We start from the raw sequence: 24137 nt of genomic DNA, 5'->3' as shown, positions 1-24137 counted from the left end.
TGTATGCTACGCCCGGTCGTCAGTGCGCGCGAGATCTGCGCTGCTGCACCGGCCCGATGCGCGCCTTCAGTCGGGGTTCGCGGACGCCCTCTCCCACCGGCTCGCAAATCGGATGAGCGCCTCGGCCGCGGTGTCGATGCTCGAGCGACTGCATTCGACCGGTCCCTCGTTGTAGTCACCGCCGCGGCAGGGGATTCCAAGGAAGACGACGTTGTCAGTCACCTTGCGGTACACATCGCTCTCGTCAAGGTTAGCGACCGGATCGGGGCAATCCTCAAAGAGCACGTACCGCAGCCCGTTGAGAGCCTCGCGCACAAAGCGCTGCATCTGCGGCGCTTTGCATTTCTCGATGGTGATGTCCGCACCCGTCTCGACGCCGGTGACGTCGACCACCACCACCGCGTCGTTCGGCGAAACGGTTCTCGCCACCTCGTACGCACCGTCCATGCCGCGTTCTTCGCCACAGGTCAGTTCGATGCGCACACACTGCTGCGTGAGCCGGCCGCTGAAGTAGGCGGTCATCACTGCGTACACGCCCGCGAAGTTGTCGAGCAGCCCGAAATAGCGGCCGTTCTCGCGGCGCAGCCAATGACGGCGGAAACCGGTATCGGCGTGACATGAAATGACCAACGTCGCCCGACGATTCGGTCGCATCTGCGTGGCCTCCCCCGTAGGGTCCGCCTCAACGGCCGTCCGTCAGGTGCCGGCCTCGGCGGCTTCACGAGCCCGTCGTTGGGCTGCCCGTTCGCGGCGGGCGTCGCGCCAGCGGACCAGCCACAAGCCGACCGGACCGCAGGCAATCCGCAACAGCAACCTCTGCCACGGCGGCCACAGCGTGTTCAGCCGCGTGAGCAGAAACGTCAGTTCCTTCCACACCTGCGCGGGCGGGGTGGGGGGCAGCGGCATTGGGTAGCGGGGCACCGGCCAACCGAGCCGACGGCGCATTCTCAGGCGCCACGCGACGCGGTATTTTTTCTCGGTCATCATCGCCGCCTGCCCCTCGGCGGGCTCGTGTGCGGGGATTTCGAACGCGCGGATCGCGCCCTCCTCCATCAGCTCGCGCCACAGCCGTTCGCCATGCGCAGTGTGGATGAGCACCGCGGAATAGCCTTCCGGCGCCTCGTACTTCCAGCGGCCGTCCGGCCCTCGGATCCAAGGGTCGCCAACCGCGAAATCGGAAAACTCCGCCGCCGCATCCAAGCACAGAAGACAACGGCCGATGGGCGCAATGCGGGAAACGACGTTGAAAATGCCGCGCGGCGACAGCGCGGTCCGCCACTGGGCGCCGTTGTCGTACCAGATGTGCAACGTGTTGTGGGGCCATCCGCGTTCGTCGCGCTCGCGCGAGCGAATCCGCACCGGCTTCGCGCCGCGGGGGGCGAACGTTTCTGCGGCCAGCCGGATCGCCTCCCACGGCAGGTTGTAGTGGCACAAGAGTCCGATCAGGATCGGCAACCGTGGCCCCCAGCGGGGATCCATCAGCTGGCGCTTCCGAATCGCGTGGATCTGGCAGGGCAGACCGACGGCCGCGAAGGGTCCGTCTTCGTTCTGGATTTGCTGCAGCGCGGCGAGCGTCGGCGCGGTGGTGTAGCGCGACTGTTGTGTGCGCCGAAGGTCCTCCTCGGTGCGAGCGACGGTGCCAATGCCACGGGCCGGTTCCTCAGGATCCCCATCGGTGACCACGGCGCCACGGATCCGCCCGGTGCGGAGCCAGTGGATCAGCGCGGCGGTCACCACCCCGCCGCTGGACCCGTTGCGGCGCAACGTTTCATCGGTGGCGTGCGCGATCCATGCGCTGCGGACCGGCCCAGCGATCGCCCCGAACTGGTACCCCTCTCCGTAGAGCGCGCGGCCGATCTCCGGGTAGTCCACCTCAAGGCCGGAACACACCCGCACGCAGATGTTGCAGTGGATGCACTCGCGGGCGGGGTGGGGATAGCCGCCGCGGGTGTCGTAGGTGTTGACGGGACAGAACCCCACGCAGGCGCCACACCGATGGCACAGCCCCTCGCGGACGACGCGGAGGATGCCATCGGTGTCGCGATACCCATCACCCGCAAAATGTGGCAGCCGATCAGTCACGCGCCGGACTTTACGGGACAACTTTCTGGTCTGCAACAATTGCCTGGCGGGCGTTGCGATCGGTGGCCTCGCCTCTGCCCGGCCGCCGCCTGCCGTTGAATCTTGCCGGGCGTAGCGAGCCGGTGACCGCGAGGTACGACCTCCCCCGGACGCAACGCGATGCGGATTGACACGATGGATCGTTCGGGGCTATTCGAGGCTTGAACGGGCCGGGAGGCGGTGGCGCCGGCGGCGCCGGAGGGTTCGGAGCGTCGCGAAGGAGGAGCCCCGATGAAACGGATCCTTTACGTCGACCGCGATCTAACTGATAGGTTCTCGCGACAGTTCGTCGCCGCTCTGGCCAAGCTCGGAGAGATCAGCACCGTCGAATGGCTTACCAGTGAGGTGCCGGAGATGGTCAAGCGCGCGCGGGCGCAGGTTCCGTTTGACGCGGTCGTCAGCCATCTGCCACCGGCCCGTCGGTTCGCAGACGGCGAGTCCGTGGCCGCCGGCGGTCTCTCGTTCATTGGTGCAAAGATTGCGATCTACGGTCCCGCGTTCGACCTACTGCAGAAAGTGAAACGAGCCGCCGACATTCCGGTGGTCGTCTACACCGGCGCCTGTCGTGAACACATTCCGCCGGCCAAATGGGACGAGTCCGGCGTGGATGAGATCGTCGAGAAAACGAGGGATCCCGAGGAGGACGCCCGACGGGTGGCCACGATCCTCCGCGACGCATGGGCGCTGTATGCGTCGCTCCCGCCGCGGGCCGATTTTGAGTTCGAGCGCTCCGACGAAGCGCTCACGTGCGATGTAGTCGTGCGCATCAACGGAGGAGTGGGTCTGTACGTGTTGGGTCGCTTCTGGCGGCTGCTCGGGCCGTACGAGGAGGGCTTCGTGCTGACGCCGATTGGCGCGGGGGGCAAACCGGATGTGGCGCGGGAGTGTCGCAGTTTTCTCGATTGTTTGGGACTGCCGCTGGACTGCGGGCGGAAGGTCCGTCTGCGAATCGCACCGCCGGACGAGGGGGCGGTGGAGACGCTTCGACGGCTTCACCGGCTGCTGAATTCGCGATACTGGTGGGAAGCGGAACCGGCCGAGACGGATCCAGCGGGGCGCTGAGCGGCACGCCTCGCACCCGTGTCGGCCCCTGCCCTTCGCCAGAGGCAAAAAGGGCACGCGGTGAGAGAGACGGAACTGCGGCGGCTTCTTGTTCGGGGTCGGCCACGGTCCTATGATGGGGCGCGTGAGCGATCCTTCGCAGCCGTTGCTGACGCAGACGCAGGACCAACGCCTGCAGCAGGTGCTGGCGCCACAGCTGCGCCAATCACTCGAAGTGTTGCAGGCGCCGGTGCTCGAACTGCAGACGTTGATCCGTCAACATCTCGAACAAAATCCCGCGCTCGAGGAAAAACTGGAGCCGCACGAGACGATCGAACTCGAGGCACCGCCGGTGCCGGCCGCAGAGGAACTCAGCGAGGAGGAGCTGCAGCGTTGGATCGCGTATGACGAGGCCTGGCGGGAACGCTACCAGCGCTCGCGCACGTTGGGAGGGGCGCCGGCGGAGGAGGAAGAGCGGCATCAGCGCCTTCTGGAATCGCTGTCCCGGCCTGAGTCGCTGCAGGACCATCTGCTGCGGCAGATCGAGTTCTCCGAGGCGTCGCGGGAGGAGCGGGAGATCGCCCGTCTGCTCATCGGCAGTCTGAACGACGACGGCTATCTGAACGTCACGTTGGGCGAGCTTTCGGAAACCACCGGCATTCCGGTGGAAAAGTTCGAGGCGGCGCTCAGGCTGGTGCAGGATCTGGAGCCGGCCGGCATTGGCGCGCGCGACCTGAAAGAGTGCCTGCGTCTGCAGCTCGCCCGTCGCGGACTGGCGGACAGTCTGGCGGCCCGCATTGTGGAGGCGCACCTCGAGGACCTTGCCAAACAGCGGCACTTCGGGATTGCCCGCGCGCTCGGCGTCCCGGTTTCTGCGGTCTACGCGGCGGCGAAGGTGATTCAGTCGCTCGACCCGAAACCGGGGCGGGATTTCGGCGCGGAGCTGCCGGTGGAGGTGGTGCCAGACGCCGCGATTGTGAAGACCGACAACGGCTATTCGGTCGTGCTGAACCGCGAGCGGCTGCCCCGCGTGAAGATCAACCGCGAGTACCTCAAGTTGCTCGACGATCCCTCGACATCGCCGGAGACGCGGGAGTATGTGCGGGAGAAGGTCCGGGCCGGTCTCGCGCTGATCCGGAGTCTCCACCAGCGGCAGAGCACGCTGGGAGCGATCGTACAGGAGATCGCCGAACAGCAGCGCGAGTTTTTTGAACGCGGGCCGGAGGCGCTGCGGCCGATGACGATGGCTCAGTTGGCGCAAAAGATCGGTGTGCACGAAACGACGGTGAGTCGCGCGGTGGCGGGCAAGTTCGTCGAGACCCCGCGCGGCGTGTTTCCGCTGAGGTATTTCTTTTCCACCGGCTATCAGGCGGCGGACGGGCGGGACGTGGCCGCCACGAGTGTGAAGGACGCGATCCGCGCGATGATCGAGGAAGAGGACCCTGCTGCGCCGCTGTCGGACGAAGCCATTGCGCGACGGTTGGGGGAACGGGGGCTGCGAATTGCGCGGCGGACGGTCGCGAAATACCGCGAACAGATGGGCATTCCGCCCTCTCACGAGCGTCGCGCATGAGCACGACGGTACTGAACACTGCGCGGGCGGCGCCCGAGGCGCCCGTCTGCCCGCCCGATCCGGTGGCGATGCGAGACGCGCAGGCCTTCGTGCATACCGTGCTGCTGCTGGGGGCGGGATGGGCTGCCTGGAGCGGGTGGCGCTGGTGGCGGCGGCGGCCCCAGCCCTCGCCCCAGCGTCGGCGGACGGCGCGCAAACCTGATGAGCGCGCTCGCTAGCCGGCGATGGACCGCGACCGCCGCTCTGGTGCTGGCGGTTGCGGCTGGAGGGTGGACCATAGGCTGTGCGCACCGTCCGCCCGTGATGCGGCCGGCATCTGCACCGCTGCCGTCGCAGTATCTTCATGGGGGCTCCTCCGGTCCTGGCGCCGCGCCGGCACGATGGTGGGAGCTGCTCGGCGATCCGGAGCTGGTCGAGTGGATCGACCGGGTGCTCTCCAACAACCTCTCGCTGGCGCGCGCGTGGGCGCGGGTCGAGCAGGCACGGCAGGCGGTGCGGATCGCGGGCGCGGACGAGCTGCCCGCGTTGACGCTCGACGGCCTTGCGCGACGATCGCGCTCCGCGACGGTGATCTCCGGCCGCGAAACACCCCCGGCGACGTTCAGCTTTTTTTCGTTGAATGCGGCCGCCTCGTATGAGCTGGATCTTTGGGGCCGGGTCGCCGCGCAGGTCCGTGCTGCACAGGCGGAGTGGGCGGCGTCCCGCCATGACCTGGAGGCGGCGGCCATCAGTCTGGCGGCAGAGACGGCGGAGGCGTGGTGGTCGTTGCGCGAACAGGAGGCATTGCTGCGGCTGCTGCAGCGACAGGTGGAGGTCAGCGAGGAGTATCGCCGGCTTGTCGAGCTGCGGTTCGGCGCCGGACTGGCTGGCGCGCTGGAGGTGTATCAGCAGCGGCAGCAGACTGCGACGGTGGCGGCGCTGATTCCGCCGGTCCAAGCACGGGCCGACGTGCTGCGACATCAGCTGGCCGTGCTCGCCGGGGTGCCCCCTGGCGCGATGTGTCCCCCGCCGGGGACGGAGGAGGAGCTGCCCGTGCCGCCACCGGCGCCGCCCACTGGCCTGCCGGCCGAGCTGCTGCGTCAGCGCCCCGACGTCGCGGCGGCGTGGGAGCGCCTGTGTGCGGCGGATCAGCGGTGGGCGGCCGCGGTCGCGAATCGGTGGCCTGCGGTGCGACTCTCCGGCGGCGCGGGAACGCAGGCGCGAGAGATGTCGGCGCTGTTCGACGAATGGCTCTGGAACCTCGCGGCCGGGCTCACCGCGCCCTTGTTCGATGGCGGGCGCCGGACCGCCGAAGCGGAGCGGGCACGCGCGGCGCGCGAGGAGGCCTGGCACGCCTGGCGGCAGGCTGTGCTGCAAGCGGTGCGCGAGGTCGAGGATGCGCTCGCCGCGGAGCAACGCGTGCGGGAGCTCGCCGCACGTCTTGACGAACAGCGAGCGGCTGCGGTGGCGACGCTGACGGAGGCCCGAGAATCTTATCTGCATGGTCTGACCGAGTATCTTTCGGTGCTGTCCGCGCTTGACCGTCTGCAGCAGACTGAACGGGCACGCGTGTCGGTGCGGCGGCAGTGGCTGTCGGCCCGCGTGCAGCTGCACCGTGCGCTCGGGGGCGGTTGGGCGCCGACGGGGACGGGGAAGGCGGAGCAATGACGTCGATGCGGCGAATGGTTGTGCGCTGGCTGCCGGTACTGATCCTGGCGGGGGCGGGGGCGGTCGCATGGCATCTGATCCGGACCCGACCGCGGGCGCAGCCCCGGCCACAGCCGGAGCTTTCCGCGACGGTGGAGCTGCTCTCGGTGGCGCCGACGTCGCTGCCGGTGCGAATTCGCGCGCTCGGCGTGATCACGGCGGCGCGGGAAGTGGTGATGATGCCGGAGGTGGCCGGGCGGATTGTGGAACGTCACCGGAACCTGGAGCCGGGCGGCCGGGTGAGGGCCGGCGAAGAGCTGGTGCGGATCGACCCGCGCGACTACGAGGCGGCCGTCGCACAGGCGGTGGCGGCGGTGGAGAAGGCGAAATTCGACCTTGCGGTGGAGGAGGGGCGCCGCACCGTCGCCGAAGCGGAATGGCGCCGACTCGGTGCGGAGGTTCCCTCCAGCGAGGCGGGCCGGGCACTCGCGTTGCGGGAACCGCATTTGCGCGCTGCCCGCGCCGCGCTGGCGGCGGCGGAGAGCTCGCTGGATCGCGCGCGTCTGAATCTCGAGCGCACCTCGATTCGAGCGCCGTTCGACGCGGTCGTGCTGGAGAAGACCGCGGACGTGGGGCAGGTGGTGGGTCCGCAGTCGCGGCTCGCCCGGTTGGCGGACGTCGCGGTTGCGTGGGCGCAGCTGTCGTTGCCGGTCGCGGACTTGGAGTGGTTGGTGCATCCGGATTCGGACGGCGAGGGGGGATCCCTGGCGACGGTCTGGCTGGAACAGGGCGGCGGACGCCGAGCGTCGCGCCAGGGGCGCGTGGTGCGCGTGCTTGCGGATGTCGAGCCGGCGGGCCGGCTGGCGCGGGTTCTGGTGGCCGTGCCGGCCGCGCTCGTCGGCGGCGACGGTGCTCCGCCCTTTCCGCTGGGCGTGTCAGTGGAGGCGGAGATCATCGGCCGCGTGGCGACCAACGTCGTGGTGTTGCCGCGGGAGGCGCTGCGGGAAGGGGATCAGGTTTGGCTGGCCAGTGCTCAGGATCGCCTTGAACTGCGCGCCGTGAAAGTGGCGCGCCGCCTACCCGAGACGGTGCTCATCGCCGACGGTCTCCGAGAGGGCGATCGGGTGGTGCTGGGGCGGATCGCGCTCGCGATCCCGGGCATGCGACTGCGCACCGCGCCCGCCGCTCAATGATCGCGTGCGACGACGTATCGGGCGATCGCCGCCAGCGGCTCGACGGGGCCCGGCAGACCCTGCAGCTCCGCGACCGCCCGCTCGACCAGCTCGCGTGCGTCCGCCGCGGCGCGCTCCAGGCCGTGCACGGCGACCCACGTCAGTTTTCCACGTTCGCGGTCACTGCCCGCCGCCTTGCCGAGCTGCTTCGCCGTCGAGGTCGCATTCAGGATGTCGTCCGTAATCTGGAAGGCCAGGCCTGCGGCCTCTCCGTAGCGGCCGAGCGGGCCGAGGTAGGCGTCGCCATCGGCCGCGATCGCGCCCATCCGACAGGCGGCCTCGATCAGTCGTGCGGTTTTGTGCAGATGGATGCGACGGACGCGTTGCGCATCGGGCGGCGCGCGCTCGGCCGCGATGTCCTCGTACTGACCGCCGGCGACGCCTCGGCTGCCGGCCGCGCGCGCCAGCTCCAGCGCGAGCGGGCCCGGGCGCGCCGACTGCGCCAGCAGCTCAAAGGCGACCGTCAGCAGACAGTCGCCGGCGAGGATCGCGTTGGCCTCGCCGAACACCTTATGCGAGGTCGGCCGTCCGCGCCGCAGGTCGTCGTTGTCCATCGCGGGCAGGTCATCGTGGATCAGCGTGTAGGTGTGCAGACACTCGATCGCAACCGCTGGCAGCGCGGCATCCTCGCGGCGCCCGCCGACCGCCTCCGCCGCGGCCACACACAGAATCGGCCGCAACCGTTTGCCGCCACCGAAGAGGCTGTAGCGCATCGCCGCGTGGAGTCCTTCGGGCCACTCGTCCGCGCGCGGCAGGCGCCGGTCCATCTCGGCCTCCACCCACGCGCGCGTCCGCTCGAGGTATTCCCGCAGATCGAACATGGTGTCAGCATAGCGCGGCATCCGCACCGTACCAAACGGGACGTGCGCCGGAGGATCGCTCGGCCATGCTGATCGTGCTGGTGGTGGCGCTCGCGCTGCTCCTGGTGGCGCTCTGGAACGCAATCGCATGGCCGGCCGTCGGCGCGGCGGAACCGGTGGGAGAGGAGCGGGTCTCGGTGTTGATCCCCGCGCGCAACGAAGAGCGGACGATTCGCGCCGCGGTGACCCGCGCGCTCGAAGCCGACCGGGACGGCATCGTGGCGGAGGTGCTCGTTTATGACGATCACTCCGAGGACCGCACCGCCGACGAGGTCGCCGCGATCGCATGTCGCGATGTCCGCGTCCGGCTGCTCGCACCGGTTCGGCTGCCGCCGGACTGGTGTGGCAAGCCGTTCGCGTGCGCGCAGCTCGCCGCGGCCGCGACGGCGCCGTGGCTACTGTTTCTGGATGCGGACGCTCGTCTGGAGCCGGGCGCGCCCGCTCGACTTGTCGCCGAGGCCCGGCGACGCGGCGCGACGCTGCTGTCGGCGTGGCCGGCGTTGGAGATGTGCGGCTTCGCGGAGCGCGTGTTCATGCCGTTGCTGAACTTTGTCGTCTTCACGCTCTATCCGGCGCCGCTTTCGCTGAGGATGCCGCTGCGGTCGCTCGGCCTCGCCCACGGTGCCTGCCTGCTCGCCCGGCGCGACGAGTACCAGCGCACCGGCGGTCACGCGATGGTGCGCGGGGAGCTCTTCGAGGACACCGCGCTGGCCCGCGCCTGGCGCGAGCGCGGACTGAGGTCGCTGTGTCTGGACGGGCGCGGCGTGGTTCGTGTACGGATGTACGAGTCCGCGCGGGCGATGTGGAGCGGTTTTCAGAAGATCCTCTATCCGGCGTTTCGGCGGGAGGCAAGTTTCTGGGCGTTTGTGCTGCTGCAGGCGGTGGTGTACGTGGGGCCGTGGGCGGTGGCGCTGGCCGGCGCGGCGCGCGGCACGCTCCAGGCCGCCAGCGTGTGCGCCGCCGCCGCCGGTGTGCTGACACGGCTGGTGCTCGCCGCACGGTTCCGGCATCCGCTCTGGTCGGCATGTCTGCACCCGCTGGCGGTGCTGGGAATGCTGGCCGCGGCGATGGCGGCCTGGTGGCGCTGCCGGTTCGGGCGGGGTGTCGAGTGGCGGGGGCGCCGCTACCGGGGGAGGCGACATTGAGCCACGCGGTGGTGATCGGTGCCGGTCTCGGCGGGCTGGCGAGCGCGCTTCGGCTGGCGCACCGCGGCTGGCGTGTCACCGTTTGCGAGCGGGCCAGAACAATCGGCGGCAAAATGAACCGTTGGATCGGAGGGGGCGCTCGGTTCGACACCGGTCCGTCACTGATCACGCTGCGTTGGGTGTTCGATGCATTGTTCGAATCGGTCGGCGAGCGGATCGCGGACCATCTGGAATGGATGCGCGTCGAGCCGGCCGCGCAATACCGCTTCGCGAACGGACGCGAACTTGAGCAGACGGCATCGCTGCCCGGCTGGTTGGCGACAGTGCGCGAACTGGAGGGGGGCGGTGCGGAGGGGTGGCTTTCGCTGCTGGCGCTGGGCGCGCGGCTCTACGCGGTCTCCCGAACGGCCTTCTTCGAGCGCGCACCGGGCGAACCGCCCGACCGCGCGCTGCTGGCGGCGGCGCGGAGGCTGCGCTGGAGCGCGCTGGTCGGCACGTTCGACGAGCTCGTCCGCCGCCATGTTCGCAGCGCGGAGCTGCGTCAGCTGCTCTGGCGTTACGCCACCTACGTCGGCTCTTCACCGTTCCGCACGCCGGCGATGATGGCGGTGATCCCGTACATCGAAACCGCGTTTGGTGTGTGGCACGTCCGCGGCGGACTCTACCGGCTCATCGAGGTGATCGCCGCGCTCGCCAAGCGCCGTGGTGCGGAGGTCCGCACATCTGCGGAGGTGGTTCGCATCCTACATCAGGACGGTCGCGTTTGCGGTGTGGAGCTGGCGGACGGCGAACGGATCGGCACGGACGTCGTCGTGATGAACGGCGATGCGTCCCGCACAAACCGGCTGCTCGGCCGTCCGGACGCGAGGCCACCGGCCACGCGGCTCTCCACCTCGGGGTTCATTCTGCTGCTCGCGTTGCGTCGCCGGCCGGCAGGGCTGCCGCACCATCTGGTCTGTTTTTCGGCGGACTACGAGCGCGAGTTCGCGGACCTGTGGGAGCGGCGCCTCTTTCCAGAGGATCCGACCGTGTACGTGAACGCGCCGGCAACCGATGACCCGACGATCGCGGCTGGTGGCGCCGAACCGCTGTTCGTGATGGCGAATGCACCGGCCTTTGAGCACGCTGCGGAGTGGGATGCGGCGATGGTTGAAGAGGCGCGGCGCCGGGTGCTCGCGCGGCTGTCGGCGTCCGGCGTGCGGATCGAAGAGCGGGAGCTGGTGGCGCAGGATGTTTGGACGCCGCGCCGGCTTGCGGAGACCTATGATATGCCCGGTGGGGCGATCTACGGGATTGCGTCGCACGGACCACGCGGCGCGTTCCTGCGGCCACCGAACCGCGTGCGCGGGATACGGGGCCTGTACCAAGTGGGGGGTAGCTCGCATCCCGGCGGCGGCACGCCGATGGTGGTGTTGTCATCGGGGATTGTCAGCCGGATGATCCGTGAAGACACGGGCCTTTGATGCGCTTCGTCGGGCGCTGATCGTCGTGCACGTGGTGCTCACGGTCGGCGGGGTGATGTCATATGCGGGGATGGGGGGGGCACCGCCCGACGGAGGGTGGGCTGCCCCTGCGTACCTGGCGAGCGCGGGGCTGCTGGCGCTGGCGGTGACACCGCGCGCGGAATGGCCGGCGCTGCTCGGTGGTGGCGCGATCGGGTGGGTGGCAGAGGCGGCCGGAGTGGCCTGGGGGGTGCCCTTTGGCGTGTATCGGTACACCGCTGCGCTCGGACCGGCGGTCGCCGGTGTGCCGGTGGTGATGGCGGCCGCCTGGATGGTCCTGCTCGCCTATGTGCGTCAGTGGGGGCTGCGCCCGTGGACCGCCGCGGTGGCGCTGACCGCGCTCGACCTGGTGATTGACCCACTGGCGGCCGGCCCGCTCAGTTTCTGGGTGTGGGAGCGTGCCGGTCCATACCACGGCGTGCCGCTGGTGAACTACGGGGGATGGCTGCTGGTCTCCGCGGCGTTGATGGCGTGGTCATCGCGCTGGCCGTGCGCGCGCTCACCCGGCGCGCGCTGGCTCGGGCGCAGCGTGCTAGGTTTTTTCACCGCTCTGGCCGCGCTGCTGCAGCGGCCGGGACCAGCGGTGACGGGTCTGGGGCTGCTGGCGCTGGAGGCGCTGCTGGATCGCCGAGCAGCCGATCAATTTCTCCGAAACAGGCGCGCAAATTCTCCAGCGTCGCAGCGCCCTCCCAGCGCTGTCTGACCAGGCCGGTCGCATCCACCAGCAGCACGTTCGCGCGACCGGGCGCAAAGCGCAGCTGCTCGGCAATTTCGCCGGACCAGTCCAGCAGCACCGGGTGCGGCACATGCCGCCGAAACAGCGCGCGCACCAACGGCCGCGCCGGGCCCGGCACACCCGCCAACCGCGCGACACCGTGCAGCGACAGCCGCTCCCCGTAGCGCTCGCAGAGCGCCTGGATCCATCCATCCAGCTGCACAGAGCCGGGCCGGTCCGCCAGCAGCAGAATGTTCGCGGCCCTCAGTCCCGCTCCGAGCATGTGCCGGCGTCCGTGCTGGTCCTCCAGCTCCACACGCGGCACCCGCACGACGCTGGCGGCCGCCGCCAGCTGCCAGCTTGCCGCGACCAGCGCCACCCATGACCGCCGCTGCCGCATCGCGCGAAACGATACGGATTCGCGCTACGGCCGCAAGCCGCGATGCTGGACAGGCAAGCCTGCGGCGAGGTATTCTGTTTTGCATAGTACATCCAGCCAACCTCCCGATGCACACGTGGATCCCGCAGTTTCGAAAGGGGCTCGTTGAACTCGCGATCCTGCACGTGCTGCGGCGCGGCGAAACCTACGGTTATGAGATTGTGCAGTCGCTGCGCGGTCTGGACGCGCTGGCGGTTTCCGAGAGCACGGTGTATCCGGCGCTGATGCGACTGCGGGAAGAGGGCTGCGTACGGGTGCGCGAGGCGCCCTCCGTCGAGGGGCCGCCCCGCCGGTACTTTTCACTGACCAGCACCGGTCGGCTGCGGCTGGCCGCGATGAGCGCCTACTGGGACATGGTCGTGCGCGAGATCGAACATTTGCGCGAGGGCGGTCCCGGGGGGAGACCTCACCATGCCGATACCCGATGAGCTTCGCGTTCGCCTCGCTGCATGGTTGACGGAGACGATCGCCCGCTCGGGCCTCTCCGGGCCGGCGGCCGCGGAACTGCGGCGGGACCTCGAGTCGCACGTCTTCGAGGCGCTCGCCCGCCGCACTGATCATCCCACCGCCGCCGATTTGGAGGCGGTGCTCGCCGAGATGGAGCCGCCGGAGCCCCTGCGAGCCGAGGCACCGGCGCGGGCCGTTCCGCGCGGCGAACACCGCCGTTGGTGGTATCTGGCGCTGGCCGCGCTGGCACTGAACGCGGCGGGGCTCTGGTACCTCGGCCGCGGCCGCTCACCCCGCGCGTCGCCGCCGCCGCGAATCTGGGTGGCGCAACCGGCGGGCGACGGCGTCGTTACCGGCCAGATGGCGGTGGTCTGGCGATTCGATGCCGACGTGGCGGGCGCCGCCGCGGGCGCGCGCGCCGAAGGGGTTGTGCGCATCGTCCCGCCCCTGCCGGGCCGCGCGGAATGGATGGGACCGCGCGAATTGCGCTTTCAACCCGACGCAGCTTGGCCGGCGGCCTCGGCGTGGACGGTATCCCTCGCGGAACTGCCGATGGCGGCGGACGGCCGCGCGTTCGAGCCGCCGCCTCCGTTGCGGGTGCGGACCGCGCCGCTCATGCTGCTCGGGGTGGAACAGGCGGGTCTGTCTGCGGCCCGCGAGCTGACGCTGCGGCTGCGCTTCAACGCGCCGCCCGATCCCGCGGCGCTCCGCCGGCACGTGGAGATTCGCGGGTCCGACGGTAACATGGTGGACTTCGCACCGGTTGGCGAGGTCGCCTCGGCCGAGGTGCTGCTGCGCACCGGCACGCTCGCGGCCGACCGTGTGAGTGTGCGCGTACGTGCCGGCCTGCCACCGGCGACCGGCCAGCTGTCGCTGCAGGAGACGGTTGAGCAGGAAATCGCCGTCTCGGCGCGGCCGCGCCTTTCCCGGCTGCGCGCGCAGATCGAGCCCCACGGTCCCGCCCGCCTGCTGGCGAACTTCACCGCCGAGATCACCGCCGGCTCCGCGGCTGCCCACATCTCGATCGAACCGCCGGTCCGCTTCGCGGTCGAGCCGTTCGACTCCTGGGAGGGGGCCGGCCTACGCATCGTCGGCGATTTCCGTCCGGGCGCGGTGTACACGGTGACGTTTGGCGCCGGCCTAACCACGCCCGATGGGGTCGCCTTGGGAGCGCCGGAGGTGCGCCGCGTGCAGGTTCCGCACCGGCCGGCGGCGATCGAATTTTCTGCAGGCGGCCGATACCTGGCCCCCGCTGGTCCATTGCCGATACGGCTGACTGCGGTCAACCTGACCTCGTGCCGACTGGAGGCGCGCCCGTTGCTGCGGCCCAATCTCGTGTACTTTGCGCTCCGCGAAGAGGGGCGGCTGCAGGGCTCCTATACCTGGAACGTGGGTGTCGCCGCCGACAGCCTTACTGGACCGGCCACGAATCTCACGCTGCGCTTTCCGGATGTGCGCGATGAACCGCAGGAGGTGGTCGCGGATCTGCGCGATCTCGCCGGTGCGGGCGCGCGAGGCGCCTGGTTGCTGACTGCGACCGCTCGTGATCTGCCGGCGGCACACCACCTCGTGGTGGTCACTGATCTGGGCCTGACGGTGAAACGAACCCGCGACGGCGCACTGGTGTGGGTGACGTCGCTGACCGGGGCGACGCCGGTCGCGGGGGCGACGGTCACCCTGTATGGCCGCAACAGCGCGGAACTGGGGCGAGGGGTGACCGATCCTGACGGTGTCGCGATGCTCACGTTCCCCACGCCGCCCCCCGAGGCGGAGCCATTTCTGGTCACCGCCGAGTCCGCGGGTGACCTCTCCTTTTTGCGCCTGCCCGGTTCGGAAGTTCGGCCGGAGGCGGAAATCGACGGGCGGCCGTATTTGCGCGAGGGCATTGAGGCGTATGTGTTTGCTGACCGCGGAATCTACCGCCCTGGCGAGACCGCCCGCGTACATGCGGTTGTCCGCAACTCGCACGGCGAGCCTCCCGAGCCGTTCCCCGTCGCGCTGCAGGTGGTGCTGCCCGACGGCCGCCCGCTGCGCCGCCTCAACGCAATGCTGGACGCGCTGGGTGCGGCGGACTTCGCCGTCGCACTGCCGGATCACCTGCCGACCGGTGTGTACGGAATGCGACTCCAGGTGCCGGGCGCGGACGAGGCGATCGGCGCCTGCTCGTTGGCGCTCGAGGACTTTGTGCCGCCGCGGGTGGAATGCGCGGTGGAGCTGCCCGAGGGCCGTCTCTTGGCGGGCAGCGCCGTCTCCATCCGCGCGCGGGCGCGTCACATGTTCGGTCGTGCCGCGGAAGGGTTGGTGGCGGAGGCGTCGCTCATGGTGGAGCCGGCGGCGTTTTCACCCGGCGGCTACGAGGGTTGGATCTTCGGCGACCCGGGGCGCCAGTTTTCTCCTGTGCGTCTTTCGCTGGGCCGGCGCACGCTCGATGCGGACGGCCGGGCGGAGTGGTCTGCCGCCACCGGGCGCGACTGGCGGCCACCGGCGGCGCTGCGCGCAGTGGCCACGGTGACGGTGATCGAGGCGGGCGGGCGGCCGCTCAGCGCGGTGGCCAGTGTGCCGCTGGACCCGGTGCCGGAATACATCGGGCTGCGGCCCGCGCGCGCTGGTGGCCACCTCGCGCCCGGTGAGCCGCTTCGCCTTGAAGTGGCACTGGTGGCACCGGACGGCACTGCCCGCGCCCGCGATGAGACGCTGCGCGCGACGGTGGCGCGCGAGGAGTGGGCCCACGCCATGCGGCGGGATGCTTCGGGCGTCTGGTCGTGGCGCTCCGAGCGCGTGCTGACGACAGTGGCGGAGTTCCCCGTTGCGCTAACCGCGGGGCAGGGAGTCTGCGAGATTCGTCTGGACCGGCCCGGCGCCCACGTGGTCAGCCTTGCGTCGGCGGCGGGCGCGGCCAGCTCGCTGCGGCTGCTTGTCGCCGCACCTGCCAGCAGCCCCGTCGAGCGTTCGCGCGAACGCCCGGACGTCGTCGAGCTGGAACCGGACCGTTCCGCCGGATCGCCGGGCGATCGCATCCGCATCGCGGTGCGTGCGCCCTTTGCGGGGCTGGCGCTCGTCACGCTCGAGTCCGACACGGTTCTCGATCGCCGCGTGATCCCCATCGGGGATTCCGTGCACCTGCTGGAGTACGAGCTGCGGGAGGAGTACGCGCCGACAGTGTACGCGGTGGTGACAATGGTCCGGCCCGCCCGACCCGAGGCGGTGTGGTCCGCCCGTCGGGCGATCGGTGCGGTCGCGCTGGACGTGGTTCCGCGTGACCGCCGGCTGGGTGTGGACATTCGTACGCCGGAGGAAACGCGGCCCGGTACGGTGATGACGGTGGACCTGGGGGTGCGCGATGAACACGACCGGCCCGCGCCTGGTGCCGCAGTCGTCGTCGCCGCGGTGGACGAGGCGGTGCTGCGGCTCACCGACTTCACCACGCCCGACCCCTGGGCATTCTTCCATGGCCGTCGCAAGCTGGCGGTGAATCTGTTCGATCTGTTTTCCGAGCTGGTGCCGCTGCTGGCGGAGTCCACCGCCGCCCCCTCGCACCCCGCCGGCGGCGAGAGTGCCACGCTGCGGCGGCGGCTCAGCCCTGTGCGGAGTTCGCGGTTCCGGCCGCTGGCGCTTCGCGCGGACGTCGTGAGGACCGATTCGAACGGCACGGCCCGGGTCGCGTTCCAGCTGCCGGAGTTTGCGGGCCGTCTGCGCGTGTTCGCGGTCGCGTACGACTATCGCCGTTGCGGCGCGGCCGAAAGGGCCGTCACAGTTCGGCGTCCGCTGGTGGTTCAAACTTCGCTGCCCCGGTTTCTGGCGCCGGGCGACCGCTGCGCGATGGCGGTGCATTTGTACAACGAGACCGACCGGCCGCGGAGCGCGCAGGTGCGCGTGATGTCGCGCGGGCCGCTGCAGGTCGAGGACGAGGATCGCACGGTGCCGCTGGAACCGAAGGGACGGGCAACGCTGGAGATCCCCGTTGTGGCCGCGCGCTCGCCAGGTGTTGCGCTGTGCTCGGTCGAGGTCGTCGCGGAGGAGGAGCGGATCGTGGAAGCGCTCGAGCTGCCGGTGCGGCCCGCCGTGCCGCGTCATTCGCTATCGTTTGCGGGCGTGCTGGCGGGCGGCGAGAGCGCGCGAATCGAGCCGCCCGCGGACTGGCTGCCCAACTCGCTTGAGGCCGGCCTCTGGTTCGGTGCGCAACCCTCGCTGCGGTTCAGTGCCGCACTCGATGAGCTGCTGCGTTACCCCTACGGTTGCCTCGAGCAGACCGTCAGCGCCGCGTGGCCGTGGCTGGCGCTCCCCGATCTGGAGCGCGCCGCAGATGCTGGCGCGCTGCCGTCCGCCCGCAGCGCGGCGGAGATTGTCGCCGCCGCGATTGAACGCGTGCTTTCGATGCAGACCGCCGACGGCGCATTCCGCGAGTGGCCGGATTCCCCCCGGTTGGCGAACTGGAGCGGCGTGTACGCGGTGCATTTTCTGCTCGAGGCTCGCCGCGCCGGCCATCTGGTGCCGGCCGACCGGCTCGATGTGGCATTGGACCGCCTGCGTGCTCGCCTCGACGCCGGCGGTCCGGTCGACGCCACCCCGTCCAACCCCGCCTGGCAGGACCACCAGGAGATCCGTGCCTACATCCTCGAACTGCTGGCGCTCGCGGGTCGGCCGGAGGCGTCATGGACCGCGCGGCTGCTGGAGCTGGCCCACTCGCTGCGCCCCTCCACGCGAGCGCATTTGGCGGCCGCGCTCGCCCTCGGCGGCCGCCCGCGCGACGCGCTGACGCTGCTCCGCACCGTGGAACCGCCCGCTGGGATCGAGCGCAGCGCCATCCGCCGCGTCGGTGGCTGCCTCAACTCGCGCGTGCGCGATGCGGCGCTGCTGTTGGGCGCCTGGACACGACTGGCGCCCGATGCCGCCGAGGCGGCCGCGTGGGCGCGCCGGCTCACCGATGCCGCCGATCAGGGCCGCTGGGCAACCACGTTGGAAAATGCCAGCGCGCTGGTCGCGCTCGGCCGTTGGATCGCCGCGCAGCCGGCGCCGACGGAGGGGCTCAACGCGGAGCTGTACTCGGGCGGGTCGCTCGTTGCGCGCACCGAGAGCGCCGACCAGCCCGTCCGCTGGTCCTCCAGTGACCCCGCCGCAGTGCGTCAACTGCGGCTGCAGAACCACGGTCCAGCCCGCTGCCACTACGGCGGCCGTCTTTCGGGAGTGCCTGCGCGGCTCGCGGAGACGAGCGAGGACGACCGCGGTCTGATCGTCCGCCGGCGGTGGCTGCGCCCCGATGGCACGCCGTGGCCGGGCGGCCCGCTCCGACAGGGCGATGCGCTGGTTGTGCGGATTGAGCTCGCCGTGGATCCGGCGCTCGCGCCGCTCGAGAACGTCGTCGTCGAGGACCTGTTACCGGCAGGGCTTGAGATCGAGGACGCGGCGCTCGAAACGGCGCGGCGGCTGCCGTGGCTTGGCGAACGGCGAAACTGGCTGGCCAGTCGCGAAGCGCGGGACGACCGGATGCTGCTGTTCAGTGAACCGCTCACCGCGCCGCCGGGCTCGCCGGCGACCTGGCACTACGCGGTGCGCGCGGTGACACCGGGCCGGTATGTGGTGCCGCCGATCCGGGCGGAGGCGATGTACGATCCGGCGATCCGCAGTATGCACGGCGGCGGCGAACTGGAGGTGCTGCGATGAACCGGCGCGGTCGCCAAGTTCGCTGCGCCGGGGAGCGCGGCGTCCATCGGTGGGAAGCCGCGCGGGTGTTGGCGTCCAATCCTTGGATGCTGATCGCGGCGGCGCTGGCGTGCGGGCTCGTCGCGGCGGCCACCGCTGACGCCCCCGAAACGGCAGATCCCGTCGGTGCGGCGAACGCGTTTCGACCGCACGAACTGATCCGCGCAGCCCGCGAAGAGCCGCCCGCGCCCCGTATCGAGTATCGACTGCTCTGGCCTGAGGCCGGCGAGCCGCCCGAAGCGCTCGCCGCGGTGCGCGCGGCCGTATGGCGCGCATGGGCTGAAGACCCGCAGGGGGCCGGCGTCGTGCCGCCCCCGCCGCCGCCCGAGGAGGTGGGCCGCGCGATGGCCCAGCTGGCCGACCGTGTGACGGAACATTTCCAGGCGCTCCGCCGCGCGCATCCGCAGATGCCCGGCCCCGGCCACGACGTGCGGCGGGTGGACATGGTCGCCCGCGTCGAACCGTGGCTTTCCGTCACAGTCAGGCGCGAGTGGTTCTTCGGCGGTGCGCATCCGAACCGGCAGATCCGGCACTTCGTTTTTGATCTGGACACCGGCCGCGAACTGACGGCCGGCGATCTCTTCGGCCCGGCCGGTCGCGAGGAATTCGCGCGTCGCGTGCGGCGTGCGCTACTGGCCGAACGTGCCGGTTCGCCGGACGCGTCACCGGAAAACGCCGGCCTGTTCCCGGCTGTGGTGATCGCGCCCACCAACTTCTGCGTGGACCACCGCGGCTTCGCCGTGACGTTCAATGAGGGGGAGGTTGCGCCGCGTGCGATCGGGCCGATCACGGTCCGTCTTTCCCGCAGCGAGTTGGAGGACCTTCTGCGCGGCGCGGCGGGAGAGGCGCCGCGATGAGCCCGCGCGCCGCACGTGGCGCGGTGGCCGGCCTCGCCGCAGCGTTGCTCGCCACACCGTCGGCGCTCGATGCGATCTGGCCGCCGCCGTTGGAGGCGCTGCGAGCGGCACCCACCGCGACGGTGCTGCTGGACGTGCGCGGGGAACCGCTTCGGGTGCGGCTGGGACCGGGCGATCTCGACTGTCGGCCCATCGACGACCTGCAGCCGGACGACTGGATCGTGCGCGCGATCGTCGCAGCGGAGGACCGGCGGTTCTGGTGGCACCGCGGCGTGGACCCGATCGCGATTGCGCGAGCGGCGGTGCAAAACCTCCAGCACGGACGCATTGTGTCCGGCGCCTCGACGCTGTCCACGCAATTGATTCGCTTGGTCGAACCGCGTCCGCGCACCTGGCTCACGAAGCTGGTGGAGGCGATGCGCGCGATGCAGTTGGAGCGGCGGCTCGGCAAGATGGAGATTCTGCGGCACTACCTGAACCGTGCGCCGTTCGGCGGCAATCTGGTGGGCGTGGAGGCCGCGGCGCGGCGATACTTCGGCAAGGGTGCGCGCGAGCTGAGTCTGGCGGAGGCGGCGATGCTCGCAGGGCTGCCCCAATCGCCGGCGCGACTGCGGCCGGACCGCCACTTCGAGCGCGCTCATGCGCGCCAGTGCCGCGTGCTTGAGCGGATGCGCGCCAACGGCGTGATCACGCCGGACCAGTTCGCAGCGGCGCGGGCGGAAGCGCTTGCGATCCGCCGGCAGATCCGTCCGTTTGTCGCACCGCACTTCGCGGAGATGGCGCTGCGCGGCGCGCCGGCCGGCACGGTGCGCACCACGCTCGATCCCGCCCTGCAGACGGCGCTCGAGGCCGCGGTGAAGCGGCACGCGGAGCCGCTGGGCGCGATCGGTGTTGACGGGTTCGCCGCAGTCGTCATTGACGTGCCCGCCGCGGCAGTGCGCGCGCTGGTTGGCTCGCCGGACTGGAATGCGCCCGGCGCCGGCCAGCTGAATGGCGCCACCGTCCGGCGCAGTGCAGGTTCCACGCTGAAACCGTTCATTTTCGCGCTCGCGATCGAGCAGGGCAGGCTCACGCCCGCTCGCATGCTGGCGGATGAGCCGCGGCGCTGGCCCGGGCTGGAGCCTTCCAATTTCGACGGCGCCTACCGGGGCCTCGTCTCCGCTCGTGAGGCGCTGGTGCTGTCGCTGAACCTCCCCGCACTCGAGCTGACCGCGATGGTCGGCTTGGAGCCCCTCGCGGCAGTGTTTCGTCGCGCGGGGCTCTCCGCGCCCGGCAACGACGTGGCTCGGTACGGTCTGGGTGTCGCGCTCGGCAGCTCGCCGGTCACCCTGCTGGAGCTCGCCAACGCATACGCGGCGCTGGCGCGCGGTGGCGAATGGCGGCCGTTGCGGTGGCGGGAGGACCAGCCGCTCCTCAGCGGCCGTCGGGTGGTGAGCGACGCCACCGCGTGGCTGATCGCGGACATGCTCACCGGCGAGGAGCGCTCGCTGGAGCTCTGGCGGCACAACGCGGAGGCCCGAACGCCGCGCATCGCGTGGAAGACCGGCACCTCCGCGGGTTTTCGTGACGCGTGGGCGGTGGGCTACAACCCGCGCCACGTGATCGCGGTGTGGTGCGGCCGCTCCGATGGCCGCGGTGACCCGCACCTTGTTGGCGGACGTGTCGCCGCACCGCTGGTTGCCGAGATGTTCCGCGTGGCCGACCCGGCGCGGGACTCGCCGTGGTTTCCCCGGCCTCCGGAGGTGTGCGAACGGCCGGTCTGCGCGCTGAGCGGCTGCACACCGGGCCCTTGGTGCGGCGAGCTTCGTGGCGATTTCGCAGTGGCGGGCGTTACGCTCGCGGAGCAGTGCGACGTCCACAGACCGGTTTTCGCCGGGCGGCCGCTTCGAGGCGAGAGCTCGGCGGTACGCAAGGCGGTTGGGGCGCCGCCCCAGTCAGGCGGGCCGGGACCCCGCATTCTCTCGCCGATGCCCGGCGAGGTGATTCGGCGGCTCGGTGTTGCGGGCGAGCGGCTGGCGCTGACCGCTGTGGCGCCGGGGTCCACCGGTCTGTGGTGGTTTGTCGGCACGCGGCCCTTGGGCCGAGCGCCGCCGGGGCGGCCCCTCTTGTGGACGCCCGAGCCCGGTATGCATCTGCTGATCTGTGCGGACGAGGCCGGCCGTGCCGCCCGCTGCGTGATCCGCGTGGAGTGAGCCCAGCCGCAGCTTGCGGCGCTTGCCGACTGCGGTTTTGCGGCCGATGATGGCGTCGATGTCCACCCGAAGCTCGCCAGCGTTCAACATTACGATCGTCGCGGGGCTGATTGCCTGGACGCTGGCGCAGGCGATCAAGCTGACGCGGGGCGGTCTGGCGACCCGCCGGCTCGACTTCCGATTGCTGTTCAGCACCGGCGGAATGCCGAGTGCGCATACGGCGATGGTGTGTGCGATGGCGACCTCCGTCGGATTGCGGGAGGGGTTTCACAGCCCGGTGTTCGCGCTTGCGTTGGCCTTTGCGGCGGTGGTGATGTTCGACGCACAAAGCGTGCGCCACGCAGCGGGCCAGCAGGCAAGACTGCTGAATCAGATCGTGGACGAGCTGTTCCGCGAGCATCGCCTTTCCGAACACAAGCTCGCCGAACTGCTCGGGCACACCCGACTGGAGGTGTTTGCGGGACTGCTCATGGGTATCCTCGTAGCGCTGGCGGTGCATTACTGGTGGTGAGGGCGGGCGGAAACGCCGCGAAAGGGGGGGCGCTCAACGGTTGGCGATTGCATTTTCAGTCATGACCGCTATGATGAGGACCACAGGGTTAGGCCGCAGCACCGCGGCCGAGGACAGAAAGGGACGGACATGCCGAAGATGACGAAGTCGAAGATGCTGGCCGAGATCGCCGAGGCGGCGGGCATCACCCGCAAGCAGGCCGCGGCTGCCGTGGACAAGCTCGTCTCCCTCGCTTACAAGAACGCGAAGGACGGCTTCACGATTCCCGGACTGGGCAAGCTGGTGCTGGTCAACCGCAAGGCGCGCATGGGGCGCAACCCTGCGACCGGTGAGCAGATCAAGATTCCGGCGAAGAGGGTGCTGAAGTTCCGCATCGCGAAGGCCGCGAAGGAGGCCGTGCTGGGCAAGTAGGTCGGGCGACCAGCACACCCATGGAATCGCGGCCCGGCCCGGGTCGCGATTCTGTTTTGCAGCCCGGCGCGGGAGAGGACGATGGATCCACTGCTGAAGTTGTTGAAGGTACGCGCGCGGGAATCGGTGGAGAATCTCGCCGCAATGCTCGAGCTCACCCCGGAGGAGGTGCGCGCCCGGATCGCCGACTACGAGCGGCGCGGCATCATCCGCGGCTACCGCGCGGTGCTGAACGAGGAGTCGCTCGAGGAGGACAAGGTCGTCGCGGTGATCGAGGTGAAAGTGGTGCCGGAGCGCGAGGGCGGTTTCGATCGCATCGCGCAGCGCATCTGTCGTTTTCCGGAAGTCGTCTCCGCGTACCTGATGAGCGGCCAGGCCGACCTTCTGCTGTTCATCGAGGGGCCCGACCTGCGGACCGTCGCGCGGTTCGTCAGTGAGAAGCTCGCGCTGATCCCGGGGGTGACCTCAACGACGACCTCGTTCATGCTGAAGACGTACAAAAGCCACGGGTTCTTGATGGACGCGCCCGATGAGCACGAGCGCCTTTCGATCTCCCCCTGAGCGCGTTGCCGCGCATGTGCGCGCGCTGCCGCGCTCTGGTATTCGCGATTTTTTCGACATCGTCAGCACGATGCGCGACGTGATCAGCCTTGGCATCGGCGAGCCGGACTTCGACACGCCCTGGAGGGTCCGCGAGGCGGCGATCTATGCGCTGGAGCGTGGCGCGACACACTACACCTCGAACCTGGGGCTGCTGCGGCTGCGCCGCGCAATCTGCGAGTTCGTGCGCCAGACCTACGGCGTCGAGTACGACCCGGAGACCGAATGCATCGTCACCGTCGGCGTGAGCGAGGCGGTGGACCTCGCGGTGCGCGCATTGGTGAGCCCCGGCGACGGCGTGATGTTCCACCAGCCGTGTTACGTCTCGTACGAGCCGCTGGTGCGGCTGGCGCACGGGGATCCGCTGCCGGTGCCCACCACCCGCGAGACCGGCTTCCGGCTCACCCGCCAGTTGCTCGAGGAGCACACCGCGACGCACGCGCGGCTGCTGGTGCTGAACTTCCCGAACAATCCAACCGGCGCCGCGCTGGACCGGACCGAGCTTGAGGAGGTTGCCCGTTTTGCAATTGAGCGCGACCTGATCGTGCTCACCGACGAGATCTACGGCGAGCTTCGCTACGAGGGCGAACCGGTCAGCATCGCGGCAATACCCGGCATGCGGGAGCGCTGTGTCTTTCTGCACGGCTTTTCGAAGGCGTTTGCGATGACCGGCTTCCGGCTCGGTTTCGCTTGCGCGCCCGCGCCGCTGGTGGAGGCAATGATGAAGATCCACCAGTACACGATGCTCTGCGCCCCGACGCTGAGCCAGGAGGCGGCGATCGAAGCGCTGAACGAGCCGGAGCGCGATGTCGCGCCGATGCGCGAGGAGTATCGCGCACGGCGCAACTTTCTGCTGCACGCGTTCAGCGAGATTGGGCTGCCGGTGGTGGAGCCGCGGGGGGCGTTCTACATGTTCCCGTACGTCGGCCACCTCGGGCTGAGTTCCCGCGAGTTTGCGCTGAAACTGCTCGAAGAGGAGCGCGTCGCGGTGGTGCCCGGCGATGTGTTCGGCCCCACCGGCGCCGGTCATGTGCGATGTTCCTACGCGACCGCGATGGACGATCTGCAGGAGGCGGTGCGTCGCATCGGCGCGTTCGTCGCGCGGCTCGCACCGGTGTGCCGGCTCACCGTCTGAACGATCCGCCTCGCCGCGCGCGCCATCCTC

The 24137-nt window shown here is 70.2% G+C and carries 19 protein-coding genes; 16 read left to right on the top strand and 3 right to left on the bottom strand.

From position 1 onward, the window contains the following. Positions 1-66: 66 nt before the first annotated feature. The gene (locus tag N2652_04875; GenBank protein MCX7818530.1) at positions 67-654 is read right to left on the bottom strand and encodes a M28 family peptidase; all 588 of its coding nucleotides are present in this window, start codon (positions 652-654) and stop codon (positions 67-69) included. A 42-nt stretch (positions 655-696) separates the two neighbouring features. Next, positions 697-2082, bottom strand: coding sequence for a Coenzyme F420 hydrogenase/dehydrogenase, beta subunit C-terminal domain (locus N2652_04870; protein MCX7818529.1), 1386 nt, complete (start codon positions 2080-2082; stop codon positions 697-699). A 270-nt stretch (positions 2083-2352) separates the two neighbouring features. Between N2652_04870 and N2652_04865 the strand changes: the two genes are divergently transcribed. The 5 genes from N2652_04865 to N2652_04845 all read left to right on the top strand — a co-directional run bounded on the left by N2652_04865 (position 2353) and on the right by N2652_04845 (position 7554). After that, positions 2353-3183 (top strand): hypothetical protein, encoded by an 831-nt coding sequence (locus tag N2652_04865; GenBank protein MCX7818528.1) that lies wholly within the window; start codon positions 2353-2355, stop codon positions 3181-3183. A 124-nt stretch (positions 3184-3307) separates the two neighbouring features. Further along, a complete protein-coding gene (rpoN, locus tag N2652_04860) occupies positions 3308-4735 on the top strand; it encodes an RNA polymerase factor sigma-54 (protein MCX7818527.1) in 1428 nt (475 codons plus the stop codon). Beyond that, a complete protein-coding gene (locus N2652_04855) occupies positions 4732-4953 on the top strand; it encodes a hypothetical protein (protein MCX7818526.1) in 222 nt (73 codons plus the stop codon). Before rpoN ends, N2652_04855 begins: the two co-directional genes overlap by 4 nt. Continuing rightward, positions 4937-6382, top strand: coding sequence for an efflux transporter outer membrane subunit (locus N2652_04850; GenBank protein MCX7818525.1), 1446 nt, complete (start codon positions 4937-4939; stop codon positions 6380-6382). Before N2652_04855 ends, N2652_04850 begins: the two co-directional genes overlap by 17 nt. Next, a complete protein-coding gene (locus tag N2652_04845; GenBank protein MCX7818524.1) occupies positions 6379-7554 on the top strand; it encodes an efflux RND transporter periplasmic adaptor subunit in 1176 nt (391 codons plus the stop codon). Before N2652_04850 ends, N2652_04845 begins: the two co-directional genes overlap by 4 nt. Here the strand turns inward: N2652_04845 and N2652_04840 are convergent. Then, on the bottom strand, positions 7548-8414 hold the full coding sequence (locus tag N2652_04840; GenBank protein MCX7818523.1) for a polyprenyl synthetase family protein: 867 nt from the start codon (positions 8412-8414) through the stop codon (positions 7548-7550). The genes N2652_04845 and N2652_04840 overlap by 7 nt on opposite strands. Before the next feature lie 65 nt (positions 8415-8479). On the opposite strand from N2652_04840, the gene N2652_04835 reads away from it, so the two are divergent. The 11 genes from N2652_04835 (at position 8480) to N2652_04785 (ending at position 24107) form a co-directional block, all read left to right on the top strand. After that, positions 8480-9598: a glycosyltransferase gene (locus N2652_04835; protein MCX7818522.1), complete on the top strand. Its 1119-nt coding sequence runs from the start codon at positions 8480-8482 to the stop codon at positions 9596-9598. After that, a complete protein-coding gene (crtI, locus tag N2652_04830) occupies positions 9595-11061 on the top strand; it encodes a phytoene desaturase family protein (protein ID MCX7818521.1) in 1467 nt (488 codons plus the stop codon). Before N2652_04835 ends, crtI begins: the two co-directional genes overlap by 4 nt. Beyond that, positions 11042-11803 carry a carotenoid biosynthesis protein gene (locus N2652_04825; GenBank protein MCX7818520.1) on the top strand — a complete coding sequence of 254 codons (762 nt, stop codon included), beginning with the start codon at positions 11042-11044 and terminating at the stop codon, positions 11801-11803. The genes crtI and N2652_04825 overlap by 20 nt, the downstream gene beginning before the upstream one ends. Before the next feature lie 519 nt (positions 11804-12322). Next, positions 12323-12682, top strand: coding sequence for a PadR family transcriptional regulator (locus N2652_04820; GenBank protein MCX7818519.1), 360 nt, complete (start codon positions 12323-12325; stop codon positions 12680-12682). Further along, positions 12666-18362: an MG2 domain-containing protein gene (locus N2652_04815; protein MCX7818518.1), complete on the top strand. Its 5697-nt coding sequence runs from the start codon at positions 12666-12668 to the stop codon at positions 18360-18362. The genes N2652_04820 and N2652_04815 overlap by 17 nt, the downstream gene beginning before the upstream one ends. Then, positions 18359-19258, top strand: a complete 900-nt coding sequence (locus N2652_04810) for an RsiV family protein (GenBank protein MCX7818517.1) — start codon at positions 18359-18361, stop codon at positions 19256-19258. The genes N2652_04815 and N2652_04810 overlap by 4 nt, the downstream gene beginning before the upstream one ends. Beyond that, positions 19255-21450, top strand: a complete 2196-nt coding sequence (gene pbpC / locus N2652_04805) for a penicillin-binding protein 1C (protein ID MCX7818516.1) — start codon at positions 19255-19257, stop codon at positions 21448-21450. Before N2652_04810 ends, pbpC begins: the two co-directional genes overlap by 4 nt. A 58-nt stretch (positions 21451-21508) precedes the next feature. Further along, entirely contained in the window at positions 21509-21961 is a 453-nt protein-coding gene (locus N2652_04800; protein MCX7818515.1) for a divergent PAP2 family protein, read from the top strand. Positions 21962-22090: 129 nt separating this feature from the next. Then, positions 22091-22372 carry an HU family DNA-binding protein gene (locus N2652_04795; protein ID MCX7818514.1) on the top strand — a complete coding sequence of 94 codons (282 nt, stop codon included), beginning with the start codon at positions 22091-22093 and terminating at the stop codon, positions 22370-22372. 81 nt (positions 22373-22453) lie between these two features. After that, positions 22454-22933, top strand: coding sequence for an Lrp/AsnC family transcriptional regulator (locus tag N2652_04790; protein MCX7818513.1), 480 nt, complete (start codon positions 22454-22456; stop codon positions 22931-22933). Next, entirely contained in the window at positions 22902-24107 is a 1206-nt protein-coding gene (locus tag N2652_04785) for an aminotransferase class I/II-fold pyridoxal phosphate-dependent enzyme (GenBank protein MCX7818512.1), read from the top strand. The genes N2652_04790 and N2652_04785 overlap by 32 nt, the downstream gene beginning before the upstream one ends. Positions 24108-24137 lie beyond the last annotated feature (30 nt).

Source organism: Kiritimatiellia bacterium (assembly GCA_026417735.1).
In the GTDB taxonomy this organism is placed as follows: Bacteria; Verrucomicrobiota; Kiritimatiellia; order PWTM01; family PWTM01; genus CAACVY01.
The sequence above is the reverse complement of the archived record's forward strand: the minus strand, read 5'-3'. Positions and strand labels throughout refer to the sequence as shown.

Excerpts from the sequence above, each read along its gene's own strand:
- N2652_04875 (MCX7818530.1), bottom strand. The coding sequence starts at position 654 with ATGCGACCGAATCGTCGGGCGACGTTGGTCATTTCATGTCACGCCGAT.
- N2652_04865 (MCX7818528.1), top strand. The coding sequence starts at position 2,353 with ATGAAACGGATCCTTTACGTCGACCGCGATCTAACTGATAGGTTCTCG.
- N2652_04855 (MCX7818526.1), top strand. The coding sequence starts at position 4,732 with ATGAGCACGACGGTACTGAACACTGCGCGGGCGGCGCCCGAGGCGCCC.
- N2652_04850 (MCX7818525.1), top strand. The coding sequence starts at position 4,937 with ATGAGCGCGCTCGCTAGCCGGCGATGGACCGCGACCGCCGCTCTGGTG.
- N2652_04845 (MCX7818524.1), top strand. The coding sequence starts at position 6,379 with ATGACGTCGATGCGGCGAATGGTTGTGCGCTGGCTGCCGGTACTGATC.
- N2652_04840 (MCX7818523.1), bottom strand. The coding sequence starts at position 8,414 with ATGTTCGATCTGCGGGAATACCTCGAGCGGACGCGCGCGTGGGTGGAG.
- N2652_04835 (MCX7818522.1), top strand. The coding sequence starts at position 8,480 with ATGCTGATCGTGCTGGTGGTGGCGCTCGCGCTGCTCCTGGTGGCGCTC.
- N2652_04820 (MCX7818519.1), top strand. The coding sequence starts at position 12,323 with ATGCACACGTGGATCCCGCAGTTTCGAAAGGGGCTCGTTGAACTCGCG.
- N2652_04815 (MCX7818518.1), top strand. The coding sequence starts at position 12,666 with ATGCCGATACCCGATGAGCTTCGCGTTCGCCTCGCTGCATGGTTGACG.
- N2652_04810 (MCX7818517.1), top strand. The coding sequence starts at position 18,359 with ATGAACCGGCGCGGTCGCCAAGTTCGCTGCGCCGGGGAGCGCGGCGTC.
- pbpC (MCX7818516.1), top strand. The coding sequence starts at position 19,255 with ATGAGCCCGCGCGCCGCACGTGGCGCGGTGGCCGGCCTCGCCGCAGCG.
- N2652_04800 (MCX7818515.1), top strand. The coding sequence starts at position 21,509 with ATGTCCACCCGAAGCTCGCCAGCGTTCAACATTACGATCGTCGCGGGG.
- N2652_04795 (MCX7818514.1), top strand. The coding sequence starts at position 22,091 with ATGCCGAAGATGACGAAGTCGAAGATGCTGGCCGAGATCGCCGAGGCG.
- N2652_04790 (MCX7818513.1), top strand. The coding sequence starts at position 22,454 with ATGGATCCACTGCTGAAGTTGTTGAAGGTACGCGCGCGGGAATCGGTG.
- N2652_04785 (MCX7818512.1), top strand. The coding sequence starts at position 22,902 with ATGAGCACGAGCGCCTTTCGATCTCCCCCTGAGCGCGTTGCCGCGCAT.